The sequence below is a fragment of the Acinetobacter sp. CE-15 genome, from assembly GCF_051059255.1.
GTDB classification, from domain to species: Bacteria; Pseudomonadota; Gammaproteobacteria; order Pseudomonadales; family Moraxellaceae; genus Acinetobacter; species Acinetobacter guillouiae.
This window is the reverse complement of sequence record NZ_CP192737.1, coordinates 3,854,648-3,871,804: the sequence shown is the minus strand read 5'-3', so window position 1 is coordinate 3,871,804 and position 17,157 is coordinate 3,854,648. Positions and strand designations below refer to the sequence as shown.

Sequence of the window (17,157 nt, the reverse complement as noted above, 5' to 3'; positions counted from 1 at the left end):
CCAACGGCGACATCCATGTCGCCCCGCGGTAGGATAACCATCTAGGATTCAAAAGCACAAAAAATCAATTGTTAACCAAAATTTCCTAAAAGTTAATATAAAACATAAACTTAATTTCTGATCAATCACTTGATAGATATCACTTATATGAATAATTAACTGGTTTAAATATAGTGACTTTTGAGTATCCGAATACACTTCCAGTAAGCGGATACATATCAATAGTTTATAAATATTTTACTTCTAATGTGGTGATCAAGGTTTCTAAGAGCAATAACACATCGGCTTTCTTACGTGCATCAATAAAAAACACAGGTAAATTTAAATTACGTTCCATCAACCATTGACGGTATTGGTGGGTTGGCTTATTCATATCATCATCGATATGGGTGACTCCAATCACAATGTTTTCACCATATTGTTTAAAAATATTGAGGTAATATTCCAGTTCATCTAAGGGGGTTGCTAAGCTATGATCAATCAACAGAATCGTACCAATCGCGCCTTTGCATATCACGCCCCACATAAAGTCAAAGCGACCTTGTCCTGGTGTGCCATACAGCCCAACTTTACTGCCATCATCTAGGGTTACTTCGCCATAATCGATTCCCACGGTTGTGTTTAGTTTTTTATGGCTACGATCATCGGTGTTAAATGCTTCAGTTGCTAATACAGGTACTTCTGATAATGATTTAATTGCTTCAGTTTTACCTGCCCCCATTGAACCTGCAAAAACAATTTTATACTTCTGAATAATCATCGTGTATTTATCCCTTAAAATTTAAATCGACTTTTTAATTTGTTAAAAAAGCTTTTTAAAATCCCTTTTTCTTCCGTTTGTTCAGTATTACTTGGTGTTTTATCAAATAGACTTTCTTTTGCTGAAATCAGTTCAGCGTTATGGATGGCTAAATTCGCAGCAACAAAGTGCTGGACGGTTGTGACTGGAATGTTGAGTTTGTCTGAGACGTGTTGAATCTCAGCTCCAGAAATAAAGCATGCACTTAGTTGTAACAGTAATTTCTTATCCAACTCATTGGGTTGAACCCAAAATTTGAGGCGATAATATTTATCAGCTGCAGGTACGGTAATTAAATTGGGATTTTTCCAAATTAGGTTAAATAACCAATTTTCTAAGTTGAATTGTCGTTTACGAGAAACTTTTATAAAGTCCGCAGTGACTGCCGCAGTGTAGTGTATCGAGCGATCTGTTTGGTATTCTTCACGGGTGGCTTCTAGCCATGCCAAATGTGCATGATGGTCGATAATCGCAATCGTGCCGAGATGATCATTTAAAATGACTTTGCGACTGTCGTGATGGAAAAGCGCTGAAAAAAAATCAATTTCTTTGATTTCAAGTTGATCCTCAGCTTCATCATCGGGAACTTGGCTAAGTTCCAACTGTTCTGTTTCGGTCTTATGCAGTAATTTGATATTGACCCAGTTTTTCAATGTGAATTCGTCATAAATCGGGATGCAGAGTAAATTATCTTCTGCACTTTCTTTATGCTCACTATGTTTTGAAATTTTTAAATAAGGAATATTTTTATTTTGGATAATATTCTGGATATTATTATTTTCAAAAAACTGCTCATTGATCAAAATACAATTTATATTTTGATCTGAAACACTTGTCCAATTTATACCAATATTGGTTGGTAAAATTTTTCTAAGTCTTATTTTAAGATCGTCAGAGGTGGTTAAACCTAAGCCTGAAATTGCGATATTGATACATTGATTGTTCATAATATCACTTATCTAATATTAAAAAATTAAAGTGTAAACTGTTTTTTAACGGTCGTAGTTAGTTTAAGTTAACGCTAGATTTGTTCTTTTTCCAGTAAAATCATTTTTTTAATGTTTAATTGCTTGGCATTTAATCAGTATATTTCTTACATTATTATCCTCCTGTGTAAACTGTTAATTTTTCTTAAAGTTTAGAGAGTTTCATAGCTTTAAATTAACATTAGTTATTATAAAAAATCTATCTCAAAGTTAAATAAATTGCTTAGTTATTTTTGTCAATAAAAGCTTAACTTAATAGTGATTTGAATATTTATTATGATTGTGCATATTTTATCATTTATAATATTATTACTGTGATTTTAATCACGTGAAATGATTAAAATTACTTAAGTATTTTTTATATGAAAAAAAGCGATCATTTTGATCGCTTTTTATAATTTTTAATTATCAAACTAAATTAAGCAAAAAGCTTCGTCGCTGCTTCAAAAAGAATATACAAAACCACAAGTGCCACTACAGGTTCTGCAATTTTAGCCCAAGTTGGGTTTGCCGTTTCGGTTACTACGACGTCTTGATGATCTGTATGAAGATCTGCTTTTTGAACATTGACCATTTGATTAAACTCCTTCATCGTTTCATCTAATGATATCTCTTCTTCGGGTACAGGTTGAGAGCCAATCAGTTCGGTTAGTTCGTTTGTTGACCAAACCCAATCTTTCGCCTGACCTGATAGGTGCTCAATTTGCCCAATCACCAATTCTCGAAGCCCTCGCTTACCTAAACTTCCTGCTGTTTCAAGTTGCTTTAATTCAGCAAGCTGTAGTTCAAGAATTTCCGTTGTTGCTGGTTCAAGTATAGATTTATTTAAACTGGATTTATTCTGAGTAGAGGTAGTGAGGTGTCGAGAAATTTCTTGGCTGTACAACTGATCTTGCGAAAGAATTTCTTGATACAACGCATCATCATCTTTACGCCATAGCGTAATGAGTTTACCCAAGGTTAAAGCATTGAGTTCTTCAATATGTGCTATACGTTGAGCAGGCTCTAATTGAGATAATAGCTGAGGCTTTTGAATCTTTATCTGCTCAGCAAAGTATTGTACGAGATCAAAAGCCATTCAGTTCTCCTTGTTCTATTCTAAAATTCTTAAACTTGGTTTTTTCTTTGGTGCCTCAGTTTTAGTTTCTACTTCTTCACTTGTATTTGATTCTAAAACATCTTCATCTATTTGCACATTGGCATATTCATCTGGATCAAAGAATAATCCTTGTCCATTTTCGCGTGCATACAAGCCTAATACCGCATTTATAGGTACATAGATATCTTTAGATGCGCCACTAAAACGAGCAGAGAAGGTAATTGCCTCATTGGTCATATTTAACATATGCACAGAATGTGGTGCGATGTTCAATACAATTTGCCCATCTTGTACAAATTGTTGTGGTACATCGGTATAGGGTTTGGTTGCGTCAACAAGTAAGTATGGCGTTAAATTGTTGTCGCAAATCCATTCATATATTGCGCGTGCAAGGTATGGTCGAGTTGGGGTTAAGTTCAATTCTTGTTCAGACATTAAAAAGTACTCTATTGATTTGCGATCTAGAATTTTGCCAAAAATTCACTATATCTGTTTTTCTCTTTAAAAGTCATCGACTTTAAAAAAGCAGGGCGGCTAAAAATCCGTTGGCAATATAATAAAATTGGACGAGATTGCTGTTTCGGTAATTCAATTCCCATATGTTTTAACCGTATGAAAATTGGCGCTAACATGCAATCTAAAATTGTAAAGTTTTCAGACATAAAATAAGGATAATGTTGAAAAAGTGGGGTAAGGGATACCAAAGTATCTTTTAATTGTTTTTGTGCATTCTTTTTTGCAGCTTCATTAAGTGTATCTGGGTGGCGTAGCATAATATCTGCAAGTTTTAGCCAATCTTGTTCAAAGCGCCAAATATACTGTCTTTGTTCTGCGCGTGGTGCTGGGGCATCCGCATAGAGTTTGTTTTGTCGATAACGGTCATCTAAGTATTCAGAAATAATACAGGTATTAAACAGCTTTAAATCATTTTCAATCAGCATAGGCAGTTGATTATATGGATTTAAACTGGCTAAATCTTCATCATCTTCTTCGACAATGATTAATGTGTGTTTAATTTGTTTTTCTGCAAGAAGAAATCTAATCCAATGTGAACGAAAGTCATCCTCGTGGCTATACAACGTAATCCCTTGTTGAGGTGCATTTTCGACAGGCATATTCCAAAAACTAAGTGAAGTGAATAGAGTAGAATACTAAAAATAGACAATAAAATCATCTTAACTTTAATAAGCTTATGGTGGGTATTGCTATCAAATAGATAGAAAACAAGGATAAACCTATGAATTTAATAAATAAGCACAGTAAATTGGCGTTGGCATTGCTCTTGATGATGAGCATTTCAAATACATATGCAAAGAAGCAATCTGTAGATGCGCAAGTGCAAGAGGCTGCCGCTGAAGCAACCGAAGCTGCTGGTGCGGAAGTGGCTGGAGTAGGGGCCTTATGTCGCGCAGATGAGGCTTGTGATGTTGCATCTGACGCTTCTGAAGATGAAATGTATGGAGGGATTGAACAAGAATACGTTGTAAAGGGTTGTAAGGTGACGATCTATAACGATGGACCCGTGAAAATGGTCAATGTAAAGACCGATAAGCCGTGTAATGCACCGATCCCGAAAGATCATAAGTTCTCTAAGGAAACTCGAACTTATCAGGAAAATGGCTGTACGATTACAGAATCAAAAGCTGCCGATGGGATTTCTGACGCTGTCATGGACTGTTCTAAACGAGATAAAACAAAATAACTTCGAATAGGGTCTGTTGACAAGTCCCCCCGCTGCGCCTTGCGCTGCAAACAAAGCAGTGCTTTGTTCTTGCTCAGGGTTGTGGCTAAAATTATCTCAGCCTTCGTTATGAAACTCGAAAATAGTCTCGCTATTCTCTCCGTTTCCTGCCTTGCCTGCTCAATTTTAACCTACAACGCAAGCCATTTATGAAATGTCTACAGACCCTAGTTTTACCCCATAAAAAAACCTCGGCAAATGCCGAGGTTTTTTGTCCGATTCGGTAAACGAATTAACGTTTAGAGAATTGAGGACGTTTACGAGCTTTACGTAAACCAAGTTTCTTACGTTCAACTTCACGAGCATCACGAGTAACGAAACCAGCTTGACGAAGAGCAGGTTTTAAAGTCTCGTCAGAAGCGATCAATGCACGAGTAATACCGTGACGGATAGCGCCTGCTTGACCACCGATACCACCACCAGCAACAGTGATGTAAAGGTCAAATTTTTCAGTAACTTCTAAAAGCTCAAGTGGTTGACGAACAACCATACGAGCAGTTTCACGACCGAAATACTGTTCAAGAGTGCGGTTGTTGATTACGAGTTTACCAGTACCAGCTGATAGGAAAACACGTGCAGTTGCGGTCTTACGGCGACCTGTACCATAGTTAGTAGCCATGTGCTGTATCCCTTAGATGTCCAAAACTTGTGGCTGTTGAGCAGTATGAGGATGCTCAGTACCAGCGTACACTTTCATTTTCTTGATCATCGCGTAACCAAGAGGACCTTTTGGCAACATGCCTTTTACAGCACGTTCGAAGATTTCTTCTGGTTTGTGAGCAACTAATTTTTCGAAATTAGTTTCACGAATACCACCAGGGAAACCAGTGTGGCGATAGTATTTCTTATCAAGTGATTTTTTACCAGTCACTTGTACTTGTTCAGCATTGATCACAACGATGTAGTCACCAGTGTCAACGTGAGGCGTATAAGAAGTTTTGTGTTTACCGCGTAAACGACGAGCGATTTCAGTCGCAAGGCGACCTAAAGTTTTGCCAGAAGCATCAACAACATACCAGTCGTGTTGAACTTCAGCTGGCTTAGCGCTGAGAGTTTTCATTAAACCACTACCTATTATAGTTGGTTTGGACTATGGAATCTGTCCAAACAAAAAGGAGTGCGAATTCTATCTGAAAAGAGTTAGAGTCGCAATTGAAATATTGAATTTCAAGCGCATCATTATATGGATAAACGGACCCAAAAGCAAAGCTTAGTTTGGATAAAATGTTGTAAGGTTTTCTGATTTATATTGGAATTGTGACAGGATTCATGAATAATTAAAGTGATATAAAGAAAATAAGTCAGGCAAAAATGAAAATAATAAATTCAATAAAATTCGTTCTACTGCTATTCGGCGTAGGCAACTTAAACCTCTGTTTTGCTCAAGCGGATTTGCTGGATCAGCAAGCCCAGTTCAATCAATTGAATTCAAAGAACATACTAGAAAATGAAAAAGCATGGGAAAATGAAAAAATAAAACAAGCAGAAAACACCAAGGAAGAAAAAGCAGCAAGAAAACAACAGCAAGAAGAACTGGATACGATTCTGGATGCCAAATGGATGACGGTCGATTTTAGTGAAGAAATTCAATCCGCATATCCTTGCCAAGCGGTTGGACTGCTTATTCAAACGCAACACATCCCTATTGGTGAAGAAGTCGATGCGGTTGTGCAATGGAAGGATGATGACGATAAAAGCCGAAGTGGCGAATATACAGTCTATGGAAAAGTTGAACCTGACCATCGAGTCAGAATAATCTTTGATCAACATATTGACCCAGCCAAGTGTGGGAAAGAGGTTGAATCGATGTTTGATTTCTCTGAGATTGATCAAGAGCAAGCTCAACCAGAAACTCGTCCAGCGACTAAAAGTCAGCTTTAAGCATTCTATTTAAGATGTGATATTCAATCCGTTAATTTTTATAGAATGAATTGCTAAAAGAATCGTCATCGAATAGATAACTTTTGACTTAGATGAGAATGATGAAAATATGTAGGGCGGTATAGTCTTGGAAAGGATATTTCTTTTAGACTTTAAGCTTAAGTTGTAATCGTGCTAATTTTATTGCTGATTTACAGCATAAGTAATGTATTTTTATATATATTTTTCATTATAAATTTCAGCTTTCTAAAACTGAAATACAAAAAATGTTTATAATTGAGTCGCATAGTTTTCTTGAGAAATTGTTTTTGGTTTATTTTTTACATGTTTCCGTTATATTCGATATAAAAATGAACTTGAATTGGAAATGATAATTTAGAACCGATGTATACTATCTATGCAAGGTCTGTTAAAAGAGTTCTAGATGCTTCCTTTATATATAACCAGTGGTGAGCCTGCTGGCATTGGCCCAGATATTTGTTTAGATTTGGCAGATCGTATTGATGATCGTCCAGTTGTTGTATTGGCTGATATCAATATGTTGAGGGATCGTGCCAAAATTTTAAACAAAAGCGTTCAGCTTATTGAGTATCAAGGGCAGAGGGAGTGTTTGGCTCAAGGTCAGCTCTATGTGGAACATGTTCCTTTAGCCGTGGATGTTGTTTTAGGGACGTTAAACTCGCAAAACTCTGCATATGTGATCGAACAATTACGCCGAACTGCATACTATGCCATGCAAGGACTCAGTGTTGGTGTTGCTACAGCGCCAGTACAAAAGTCAATAATCAATGACGCAGGGATCCACTTCAGCGGTCATACGGAATATTACCAAGAGTTTGCTGGTGTGGAACGTGTGGTCATGATGCTTGCAACAAAAACGTTAAGAGTTGCTTTAGTGACCACGCATTTACCACTGCGGGATGTTGCAGATGCCATTACCAAACAGCGTCTTCATCAGGTGATTGATATTCTTATTCATGATTTAAAAACAAAATTTAAAATTAATCACCCGCATATTTTGGTGTGTGGCTTAAACCCGCATGCTGGAGAGGGTGGTTACTTAGGTCATGAAGAAATTGATACGATCAATCCAGTGCTTGAAAGTTATCAAGCGCAAGGTATAGACATGAGTTTAAGTATGCCAGCTGATACTTTATTTACTGTGGATCATTTAAAAGGTACTGATGCTGTTTTGGCGATGTATCACGATCAGGGTTTACCTGTGTTAAAATCGCAGGGATTTGGCGAAGCCATTAATATTACTTTAGGTTTACCTTTTATTCGGACCTCAGTTGATCACGGTACTGCGCTCTCCCTTGCAGGTACAGGCCTTGCAAAAAGTTCAAGTTTGCATGTCGCTGTCGATTTAGCGCTTGATCTCGCTCGCTCGAATTAACTTTATTGAATAATAATTATTTAAATTTCAAACAAATGGAAAATGAGTAATGTCAATCATTAAGCATAAGAACAACCATATAAAACCACAATCCATGAAGCGTTGCATAAAAAATAGCATAGCGGCTGTATTGATCGCCTCTATGCTATCTGCTTGCTCGAACCTTGCAATGGATCACAGTGTATGTGATTTACGGGTTTTGTCACTGCAAATTCCAAGACAGTCACAAGATGTTGTGCAATATGCTGGTTCACTCACTGTAGATAATTTAAAGAACAGCCAAGAAAAATTTAATCAAGCATTGGCAATGGTGCATAAAAAATATGCGAATCATAGTGGCATGGATAAAATGCTTAAAGACGGAGAAGCAATCAATGCTAATATTGATCTTTTGGTAAAGCATAAAAGTAGTATAATTGCCATACAAGACCTCAATATCATCATTCAAGACACTATTCTTGATATTCAAGCTGAATACAATCTGTTAACGGATCAAATGATTCGAGCAAATTATCCCTCAGCTCAAGCCATCATCTCGAAAAATCAAGCTTCTATTGCTGATCGTTTTGCACGTTCAATGAAGAAAATATCTGAAGGTGATGAAAACGTTGTCTATAATATCGAAGATTTTTGGTCTGATCTTGATACATTTGATACTTATCTTCAAGCACAGCTTAAAGGTAATGCCGAATTAGGTATTGAACGTGTTAAAGATGCAGAGATGCGTCAGAGCTTACAATCAATTCAAGAAGATTATGCGAAGATCTTAGATCATCATGAGGCACTCGACCTGCTTAAAAAACGAGATACCTTAGTTGCTATATATCAAGCAACAAGGGAAAATTTAACTAAATCTGATGAAATCTTTAATAGCCTAAGCAAGTTAGAGTCGAATACGCAATAGTGGTCATCAATCAATGTGGAGAATTTTATGTATCAAATTAATGCCCTAAACCCTAAAGATGAAGGGCATCATACGCGTAAGCGTTTTGGACAAAACTTCTTACATGACCAACGTGTGATTGCCAAAATTGTTCGTTCTGTTGCCCCGCGATCAGGGGAAAATATTGTTGAAATTGGACCAGGTTTAGCTGCTTTAACTTCACCTTTAAATGGTGAATGTGATGCTTTGACAGTGCTAGAACTGGATCGTGACTTGGCAGCAGGCTTGCTGGGTCGAGTACCACATCCTGAACGCCTCACCATCATTGAAACTGATGCGTTAAAATATGATTTTACTGAATTATTTCAGGAAGGCCGTCCTTTACGTGTGGTCGGAAACCTACCTTATAATATTTCAACGCCTTTGCTTTTCCATCTCTTAGAATTTGGTGACAAAGTCAAAGACATGCATTTTATGTTGCAAAAAGAAGTGGTTGATCGTATTACCGCATCTCCAAACACCAAAGAATATGGGCGTTTGTCGGTGATGATTCAATACTTCTGCAAACCTACTTTCTTGTTTGAAGTGCCACCGGGATCATTCAATCCACCACCAAAAGTAACATCTGCGGTATTCCGTTTAGAACCTTATGCGACTAAACCAATTGTTGCTAAAAGTGAAAAAGCCTTGGCTCGTTTGGTATCGCATGTGTTTACCCAACGCCGAAAAACATTACGTAATAGCTTAAAAGGTATGTTGGTTGAAGATGGTTTTGAAAATGCTGGTGTAGATCCAATGGCACGCCCAGAAACCTTAACATTGGCTCAGTTTGTTGCATTATCTGACCAAATGGTGGCTTAAATGGCGCTGGAAAAAGTCAGATATAATTATGTGATTGGTGATGTACAAGGGTGTTTTGAAGCACTGAAAGCACTACTCAAAGAAATCCAGTTCGATGCTGATCAAGATTTTATTTGGTTTGCGGGCGATTTAATCGCGCGTGGTGAAAATTCAGTGGGTGCATTACGCTTTATCAAAAAATTATGCGAACAAGGCAATGCTGCGACAGTCCTTGGCAATCATGATTTAAATCTACTGGCGGTTGCACGTGGGATCAAAAAACTCAAAGAAAAAGACCAGATTGATGATGTTATTCATGCTTTAGAAAGTGATGAATTGGTTGATTGGTTGCGTAAACAGCCTTTGTGTTTATTTCCCAATGAAAAGACGATTTTGACCCATGCGGGTATCCCGAATATTTGGGATGCGGAAAAGACTGCCGCGTTGGCCAAAGAAGTAGAAGCAGTCTTAGCGCATGATGACTTTGCTGTGCTGGATTCATTTCTAAAAGAGATGTATGGCACTGAGCCAGATTTATGGGCAGATGATTTACAAGGTCATGCTCGCTTACGCTGTATTACCAATTATTTAACCCGTATGCGCCTGACTGATGCACAAGGTCGTTTAGAGTTTAGTTTTAAAGATGCTTTAGATGAGCCGATGCCAGCAGGTTTTCAGCCATGGTTTAAGTTTGAATCACAGACAGCAAAAACTCATCAGATCGTTTTTGGACATTGGGCAGCGTTGCAAGGTGAGCGCATCAATGCGCAAATCCAAAATGTCGATGGTGGCTGTGTTTGGGGGCATCAACTGCTGGCTTATCGACTAGAAGATCAAAAACTTTTTAGTGTCGATAATCCTGTTTTTTGATATGAATAAAGCCACAACATGTGGCTTTTATTTTGGGTAATGTCACGAGATTCAAGCATAGTGTCAATGCGCCATTTTCAATGATTTTAATCTTTTAAATGGCGAATTTATCTATCAATTAAAAAGTAAATTATTCTTGTCGAATCCATGTCTGACTTCGACCAATCAGTGAAATACCAAGATAGCCACGTAAGGTCAGGCGGTTTCCACTTGCATTTAAGCGGGCTTTGCCATGATAAATTTTTCCTCCGCGAGGATCCAGAACTTCACCACCAATATAGCTGTTTGGGTTGTTTGGATCAGCTTTTAACTTTTGTAAGATGGTTAAGCCAATAATGGGTTTATTGGTAAAGGGTGCGGGGCAATTGCGACATTGTGTTAAAGCAGCTTCGCCGGGTGCAGGAAAATCTTTAATGATTTTGCCGACATAAGTATCATCTTTTAGTTTCTCGATTTGAATATGTGCACGAACATAACCTGTTTTATCATCAACAGTGCGCCATGTGCCAGTGATGTCAGCTGCATGTGTCCAGCTGATCATTCCCAGTAGCATACAACTGAAAATTCCTTTTTTCATAAGCATACCTATTTTCTTTTAAGTTTAAATGTTGTGATAAGTTTAAATGTTGTGATCAGTGAATAAGACCTTATTCACGAATCCAAGTTTGACTACGACCAAGTGCAGACACTCCCACATAACCTCTTAACATTAAGCGATTACCGTTTGAGTTAAGTTTGGCTTTCATGGAGTAAATTTTACCTGTAAGTGGGTCAATAATTTTTCCACCAACATAATCTTCTTCACTGGTTTGTTTGAGATTTTTAAGAACATCCATACCTAAAATGGGTTTATTGGTATAAGGCGCTGGACAGTCTATACAGGTTTCTTTTGGAGTATAACCAGGACGTGGGGTAATTTTGATGATTTTACCGGTATATGTGCCATTGGCTTCTTTGCGTATTTCAAGCACAGCTTTAGATGAGCCAGTTTTATCATCGATATTTTTCCAAGTACCAGTGATATCTTTTGCCATACTGCTACAGCTTAAAACAGAAAATAATGTCCCTAAGATGAACTTATTAAACCTCATTTATTGATTCCTTATCAAAATGGGGGAAAGAATAGTTCATCTTAAGCTGAATAATTACTCTAGGCAATCATGTGAAAAGTAAACTAAATCACATTTATTTTATAAAAAGTATAAATGTTGGCAACCAGATGGCTGTGAACACCGCATTTACTGCCATTCCAAAGGCTGCATAACGACCTGCAACCGCGCCACGTTGCCAAGCTTGGGCCGTTCCGATGGCATGTGCAGCCAGTCCTAAAGCCAAGCCAGACGCGCGTTCATCATTAATATTGCGTAAAATAATCGATGAAAATGCGGCCCCAATCACGCCTGATAAAATGACGATCAAAATCACCAATGTGACTGGTGAGTGCAATAAAGTTGCAATATTGATTGCAATTGGCGTAGTCACAGCACGTGTGGCAAAGGCCATGATGGTCGGTTCTGACATATGCAGTAAATAAGCCAAACTCATGGGTAATGCAACAGCGCTGATACTGGCAAACACCAAGATCCCTACAACAGATTTCAGTGGTAAATCATCATAACGCATTGCGGCTAATGGAATAGCCAATGCCACAGTGACATAACCGAGTAGGTGGCTAAATAGACCATTCATATCTGTATTGTATTTTTCATAAGGAATTTTAAAGATCATTAAAATTCCAATCACAAAAAACATGCCAATGACCAGAAGCGGAATTTGAGGAAAGCGTTTATTAATTGGTTTCGCTGCCAAATAGGCAATTAGCGTGATTAAAAACCCAGTGAGTACACTTAACATATCAGCCTCCTATAGCCACTTCTTCGCCATTTTTGCATAAATCCAGAGTGGAATCAGTGTGCTGACAAACATCACAACCAGAAATAAGGGGATCTCTTTTCCCATACTGACCAGCATGATTAAAGAACCCGCACATATCGGTAGGAAAGCAAAGCCACTTTCTCTCATTAATTTATTATTGGTATCGACCAGACGGGCAGGGATTTTTTTGAATCTACGCCATAAAACCAACACAAACAGTAGGCTGAGTAGACCTGTTAAATTGCCCAATTCAGGATGATTAAATTGTGACATCACCAACACAGAAGCTTCACGAAAGAAGATGATAAGTCCTATTGTGAAGATCCATGCTTGCCAATCGATACCTTTTAACTGATCCATGTGTGTTTATTTATAAAAATTGATCTTTCACGTTTTAACCGATTTAGCGCTTTATTTCAAACTCTTCTAACGGCCTTTTAAATTGTTCTGCCTTATTGCCAAGGATTTCAACGAGCGGTAAATGTGCCTGATTGATGAGCTGTTCCAGTTTTTGTGGTGCCATGGCAACCACCAATTGTAAGTTGCCTTCATCATCATAATGTTCAGATTCGATGACATTAAGATCGTAAAGTTGATTTTTTAACTTGCCATAAGCGGGTTTTAATTGTAGTTCAAAACGTTGAATTTGCCCCATCAAACATTCATGTACCGCTTTACGTAACAAGTCTAAGCCTTGTTGTGTATGGGCTGAAACATAAACACGCTCAGGTTGGTGCGGTTTGGCATAAACGATTTTGGCTTCTTCTCCGCTTTGATCGATCTTGTTATAGACTCTTAATATTGGAACATCTGCGCCAATTTCATTTAACACCGTTTCTACGGCATCAATCTGTTCCATAACATCTGGACTACTCGAATCGATGATATGTAACAGTAAAGTGGCTTCTAAAGTTTCTTCCAAAGTTGCCTTAAAGGATTCGACTAAAGAATGAGCGAGATTGCGCACAAAACCAACAGTGTCTGCAAGAACAAGCGTACCAATACCATCCCAATCTAAACGGCGTAAGGTTGGATCGAGTGTGGCAAATAATTGATCTGCTGCATAAACATCACTATTTGCCAAAATATTAAAAAGTGTTGATTTGCCTGCATTGGTATAACCGACCAAAGACACAGTTGGAATATTGGCTTTTTGGCGAGCAGCACGGCCTTGAATACGTGTTTTTCGGACTTTTTCCAGACGATCTTTGAGCTGTTCCATACGGATGCGTAATAGACGTCGATCTGTTTCAAGTAAGGTTTCACCAGGTCCACGTAGACCAATACCGCCTTTTTGACTGTCCAAATTGCTACGGCTGCGGACTAAACGTGAAGAAAGATGATCTAACTGAGCCAATTCAACTTGCAGCTTACCTTCATGGGTACGGGCACGCTGCGCAAAAATATCCAGAATCAAACCCGTACGGTCAATCACACGACATTTTAAAATACGTTCTAAATTACGTTCCTGAGCGGGTGACAGTGCTTGGTCGAAAATAACCAACTCCACTTCATCTGCCTCAACTTGTGCAGCAATTTCTTCTGCTTTACCTGAACCAATAAAGAATTTAGGATCGGGTTTAATCCGTTGTACGCTTAAATGCTCTAATATATCCGCGCCCGCAGATTTAGCCAGTAATCGAAATTCTTCTGCATCAAGATCTTCTAAGATTTGAACATTCACACTGACTAAAATGGTTTTTTCACCACCTTGATTTTGATCAAAGTATTCCACAGATTGTAAAACTCAGACATTAGATTAGAAAAATCATTCTAAAGGATATTCTGTGTTAAATCCTAAGCTGTATGCAAAGTATTGCAATAAAATTATAAATATATGAATTTATTGTGAAATCTTAATTTGGATTTTCCTGTTATGTTAACGGGGGAGTTAAAATTTAGTAAAAATCCATAGCTGCTTGATGGCGCGTAATTTTTGCCACAATTTAGCGTTGAGCTGATTTGGCTATTCATTTCGCACAGTAAATCAATGTTGTTGTCTTTAATGATGAATGCAAGTTGATTTAGATATGTATACAATAGTGTCAGTTTAATATGACATACATTTTGTTTAGTGAATATCTATGACTCAACAACAAGCAATCAAAAAGTCAAAATCATCGAAATTAAGTGCTTTATCTAAAGTCTTTTTGTACAGTAAAAAACTGGTATCAGGAACATCTGCTGTTGCAGAAGGCTTTTATCTGGTTTACCGCCATCAACTCTATAAAGATCCGAATAATCCTAAAAATACCCGTTATGTTCAGTATTTTTGTCGCCGTTTAAGTGAAGTATTTAATGTCGACGTGCGTGTACATGGCGATATTCCGCGTGAACCAGCATTGTGGGTGAGTAATCATATTTCATGGTTGGATATTGCTGTTTTAGGTTCAGGGGCACGGGTATTCTTTTTAGCGAAGGCTGAAATTGAAAAATGGCCAGTTTTTGGCAATTTGGCTAAAGGTGGTGGAACTTTATTTATTAAACGTGGTTCAGGGGATTCTGTACGTATTCGAGAGCAAATCGCTGAGTTCTTAAGTAAAGATATTCCAGTGTTGTTTTTCCCTGAAGCAACCACCACTGATGGTTCAAAAGTCAAAAAAGTACATGGTCGGATCTTAGGTGCGGCAATCGAAGCCAAGAAACCCGTACAAGTATGTGTGATTTGCTATGTAAATCAACATGGGCAATTAGATACCGTAGTGCCTTTTATTGGCGAAACCACATTTGTCGAACATGTCCAAGCTGTGCTGGAAATGCCAAAGGTTGTGGCGCACCTCAAAACCTTTCCTGCGATTGCAACAGAAGGGCATACGGTTGAAAGCCTGACGCAACAAGTGCAAGTGATGATGCAAAAAGGTTTGGAAGATCTACAGAAAGAAGTCTTGCAGGGCTAAGCTTTGCTAAGGATCAAAAGCTTTTAGATCGTTTTAAGTAGAAGCGAAACTAGTTATGTCTCTATGGTAAATGAGTATGATCTTTTAAGTGTGCATCATTTACCACATGAGATGATGATCATTTAAGGCAAAATGATCAGCTTACATAAAGCCCTCAATCGGCAACCAAGAAATCACCTTAATTCCTGCTTTTTGCCACCACTTCATTTTTGGCTCTTTTCTTAAAGTGACAATGCCTTGAGGCGTTTCTTTGAGCCAATTGATTTTATTCTGTGAATCTAAAACCAGCTTATAAGCATATTTTTTTAAATTATCATCCATAGTTTTATGTACGGCAATCGCTAACGGTGGACTATTGATAATGACCCCAATCTCAGTATTTAAGTTGGCTGAACGTGGATCGAAATTAAATGAGCCAATAAACACTTGTTTATTATCTACAGCCATCAGTTTGGCATGCAAGCTAGAACGGCTTAAGCCTTTTAAGCTAACTTTGGCTTTCTTTGAGATTTCTTCTGAATTGGCATAGAGATTCTCTTCAGAAACGGCAGGCAGAAACTCATAAAGCTCGACCCCATTTTTTAATAAATTATCTCGATATTTTGCATAAAATGCATGTACCAACGCGACATCATTGGCTTTAAATGAGTTGGTCAGGACACGTACTTTAACGCCCTCATCTGCCAACTCAACCAGTTTCTTTGCGCCTTTTTTTTGCGGAACAAAATAAGCAGAAATCAGGTCGACATTTTGAGTCGGGATATCTAAGCGTTTCACCATTTGGAAGTTGAGATGTTGTTCTTTTTTGGCCTTGGCCTGAATTTTATCTGGGGCATCTTTGACCACTTCTGCTTTGACCCAATCCAGTTGAATATTATGATTGAGCCATTGATCAAAAGCATGGGTGCGATTACTTAAATTCAAATAATTTTGAACGGTAATTTCTTGGTAATGGTGGGTCAATTGTTCTTTTAGACTGTCATAACGTAAGGTGTAGGTACTGTGATTGACAATATTTCTCACCGGATAAGCGTAGCTATGATTCCAGTATTCATCAAAGGAGTGGGTAATATCATCTACCGCTTGCCCCACCAACATCACATCTACATCTGAAAATTGGTAATTGTCACTAACGTTATAATATTGATTACTCATATTACGTCCGCCAATTAATGAAATTTGATTGTCAGCAGTAAAGGTTTTGTTATGCATGCGACGATTGATACGTTTTAAATCCAGCACCATGTCGATGGGGCGAATACTTCTAAAACGGTAAGGGTTAAATAGTTTTACTTCAATGTTTGGGTGTTGATCTAAGGCGAGATAAACCCCTTCCATTTGTTTGGCATTATTATCATCAATCAGTAAACGAACTTTAACACCGCGATCTGCGGCTTCAATAATTTTGTATAAAGCCAATGAGCCAATTTTGTCATTGTCCCAAATGTAATATTGCAAATCTAACGTTTTTTGTGCTTTTTCAATTAAATTGATGCGTGCTGCGATTGCTTCCAGCGGATCATAAAGAACGTGATAACCGGTTAACTCAGGGTTTTGCGCTTTTAATGGAGAAATAATTTGCGCCAAAGGGGTGTCTTTGGTTTCTATATCGTAGGCATATTCGGGTTTAATATTTTCTTGTCGAGGTAGGGTTGAGCAGGCAGAAAGGCTGAGTAATAGGCAAGAACCGATCATCACCCAATATTTTGAAGCATGGTGATTGTGAGCTTTTTGCTGTAATTGGGTATTACGATTGATCGTTCTTTGCATAATATTTTCTAAGATTTCTCAGAGCTAGAGTATAATTGCCTGAGGATATATTGACAATTCGTCGATGTTTGCCGAAATGCAATCCATTTATGAAATGCCAATGTAGCCTTTTCAAAAGAT

At 37.9% G+C, this 17,157-nt stretch carries 19 protein-coding genes and 1 pseudogene; 7 read left to right on the top strand and 13 right to left on the bottom strand.

Going from position 1 to position 17,157, the window contains the following annotated elements:
• Positions 1-226: 226 nt before the first annotated feature.
• The 5 genes from ACQ7EO_RS17735 to ACQ7EO_RS17715 form a co-directional block, all read right to left on the bottom strand.
• Positions 227-760 carry a GTP-binding protein gene (locus ACQ7EO_RS17735; RefSeq protein ID WP_004722957.1) on the bottom strand — a complete coding sequence of 178 codons (534 nt, stop codon included), beginning with the start codon at positions 758-760 and terminating at the stop codon, positions 227-229.
• A 14-nt stretch (positions 761-774) separates the two neighbouring features.
• Positions 775-1,746, bottom strand: coding sequence for a hypothetical protein (locus ACQ7EO_RS17730; protein ID WP_419312600.1), 972 nt, complete (start codon positions 1,744-1,746; stop codon positions 775-777).
• A 457-nt stretch (positions 1,747-2,203) separates the two neighbouring features.
• A complete protein-coding gene (locus tag ACQ7EO_RS17725) occupies positions 2,204-2,863 on the bottom strand; it encodes a hypothetical protein (protein WP_434278212.1) in 660 nt (219 codons plus the stop codon).
• Between the two features lie 15 nt (positions 2,864-2,878).
• Entirely contained in the window at positions 2,879-3,319 is a 441-nt protein-coding gene (locus tag ACQ7EO_RS17720) for a ClpXP protease specificity-enhancing factor (RefSeq protein WP_004722950.1), read from the bottom strand.
• Positions 3,320-3,345: 26 nt separating this feature from the next.
• Positions 3,346-3,999, bottom strand: a complete 654-nt coding sequence (locus ACQ7EO_RS17715) for a glutathione S-transferase N-terminal domain-containing protein (RefSeq protein ID WP_434278211.1) — start codon at positions 3,997-3,999, stop codon at positions 3,346-3,348.
• 170 nt (positions 4,000-4,169) lie between these two features.
• Here ACQ7EO_RS17715 and ACQ7EO_RS17710 point away from each other — a divergent pair.
• Positions 4,170-4,478 (top strand): annotated as a pseudogene (locus tag ACQ7EO_RS17710) (hypothetical protein); the annotation flags it as partial.
• Positions 4,479-4,857: 379 nt separating this feature from the next.
• Here the strand turns inward: ACQ7EO_RS17710 and rpsI are convergent.
• The gene (gene rpsI, locus ACQ7EO_RS17705; protein WP_004647927.1) at positions 4,858-5,244 is read right to left on the bottom strand and encodes a 30S ribosomal protein S9; all 387 of its coding nucleotides are present in this window, start codon (positions 5,242-5,244) and stop codon (positions 4,858-4,860) included.
• Between the two features lie 12 nt (positions 5,245-5,256).
• On the bottom strand, positions 5,257-5,685 hold the full coding sequence (gene rplM / locus ACQ7EO_RS17700; RefSeq protein WP_004722943.1) for a 50S ribosomal protein L13: 429 nt from the start codon (positions 5,683-5,685) through the stop codon (positions 5,257-5,259).
• Between the two features lie 251 nt (positions 5,686-5,936).
• Here rplM and ACQ7EO_RS17695 point away from each other — a divergent pair, with 251 nt between their 5' ends.
• The 5 genes from ACQ7EO_RS17695 (at position 5,937) to ACQ7EO_RS17675 (ending at position 10,495) form a co-directional block, all read left to right on the top strand.
• Positions 5,937-6,506 carry a hypothetical protein gene (locus ACQ7EO_RS17695; protein WP_434278210.1) on the top strand — a complete coding sequence of 190 codons (570 nt, stop codon included), beginning with the start codon at positions 5,937-5,939 and terminating at the stop codon, positions 6,504-6,506.
• Between the two features lie 424 nt (positions 6,507-6,930).
• Positions 6,931-7,902 (top strand): 4-hydroxythreonine-4-phosphate dehydrogenase PdxA, encoded by a 972-nt coding sequence (gene pdxA / locus ACQ7EO_RS17690; protein WP_434278209.1) that lies wholly within the window; start codon positions 6,931-6,933, stop codon positions 7,900-7,902.
• 49 nt (positions 7,903-7,951) lie between these two features.
• The gene (locus ACQ7EO_RS17685) at positions 7,952-8,806 is read left to right on the top strand and encodes a pilus assembly protein PilJ (RefSeq protein ID WP_434278208.1); all 855 of its coding nucleotides are present in this window, start codon (positions 7,952-7,954) and stop codon (positions 8,804-8,806) included.
• Positions 8,807-8,833: 27 nt separating this feature from the next.
• The gene (gene rsmA / locus ACQ7EO_RS17680) at positions 8,834-9,646 is read left to right on the top strand and encodes a 16S rRNA (adenine(1518)-N(6)/adenine(1519)-N(6))-dimethyltransferase RsmA (protein WP_239046405.1); all 813 of its coding nucleotides are present in this window, start codon (positions 8,834-8,836) and stop codon (positions 9,644-9,646) included.
• A complete protein-coding gene (locus tag ACQ7EO_RS17675; RefSeq protein WP_303576778.1) occupies positions 9,647-10,495 on the top strand; it encodes a symmetrical bis(5'-nucleosyl)-tetraphosphatase in 849 nt (282 codons plus the stop codon).
• A gap of 130 nt (positions 10,496-10,625) precedes the next feature.
• Here the strand turns inward: ACQ7EO_RS17675 and ACQ7EO_RS17670 are convergent, their stop codons facing one another.
• The 5 genes from ACQ7EO_RS17670 to hflX all read right to left on the bottom strand — a co-directional run bounded on the left by ACQ7EO_RS17670 (position 10,626) and on the right by hflX (position 14,105).
• Entirely contained in the window at positions 10,626-11,072 is a 447-nt protein-coding gene (locus tag ACQ7EO_RS17670) for a DUF2147 domain-containing protein (protein WP_004819219.1), read from the bottom strand.
• Positions 11,073-11,142: 70 nt separating this feature from the next.
• The gene (locus ACQ7EO_RS17665; RefSeq protein ID WP_004819221.1) at positions 11,143-11,586 is read right to left on the bottom strand and encodes a DUF2147 domain-containing protein; all 444 of its coding nucleotides are present in this window, start codon (positions 11,584-11,586) and stop codon (positions 11,143-11,145) included.
• A gap of 94 nt (positions 11,587-11,680) precedes the next feature.
• A complete protein-coding gene (locus ACQ7EO_RS17660; RefSeq protein WP_004722933.1) occupies positions 11,681-12,349 on the bottom strand; it encodes an LrgB family protein in 669 nt (222 codons plus the stop codon).
• A 9-nt stretch (positions 12,350-12,358) separates the two neighbouring features.
• On the bottom strand, positions 12,359-12,730 hold the full coding sequence (locus ACQ7EO_RS17655; protein WP_034610058.1) for a hypothetical protein: 372 nt from the start codon (positions 12,728-12,730) through the stop codon (positions 12,359-12,361).
• A 43-nt stretch (positions 12,731-12,773) separates the two neighbouring features.
• Positions 12,774-14,105, bottom strand: coding sequence for a ribosome rescue GTPase HflX (gene hflX, locus ACQ7EO_RS17650; RefSeq protein WP_034610059.1), 1,332 nt, complete (start codon positions 14,103-14,105; stop codon positions 12,774-12,776).
• 349 nt (positions 14,106-14,454) lie between these two features.
• Here hflX and ACQ7EO_RS17645 point away from each other — a divergent pair, with 349 nt between their 5' ends.
• Complete coding sequence (locus tag ACQ7EO_RS17645; RefSeq protein ID WP_096733262.1) at positions 14,455-15,267, top strand: lysophospholipid acyltransferase family protein; 813 nt, start codon at positions 14,455-14,457, stop codon at positions 15,265-15,267.
• 141 nt (positions 15,268-15,408) lie between these two features.
• On the opposite strand, the gene ACQ7EO_RS17640 is transcribed toward ACQ7EO_RS17645, so the two are convergent.
• Positions 15,409-17,037, bottom strand: coding sequence for a phospholipase D family protein (locus ACQ7EO_RS17640; RefSeq protein WP_034610061.1), 1,629 nt, complete (start codon positions 17,035-17,037; stop codon positions 15,409-15,411).
• Between the last annotated feature and the right edge of the window lie 120 nt (positions 17,038-17,157).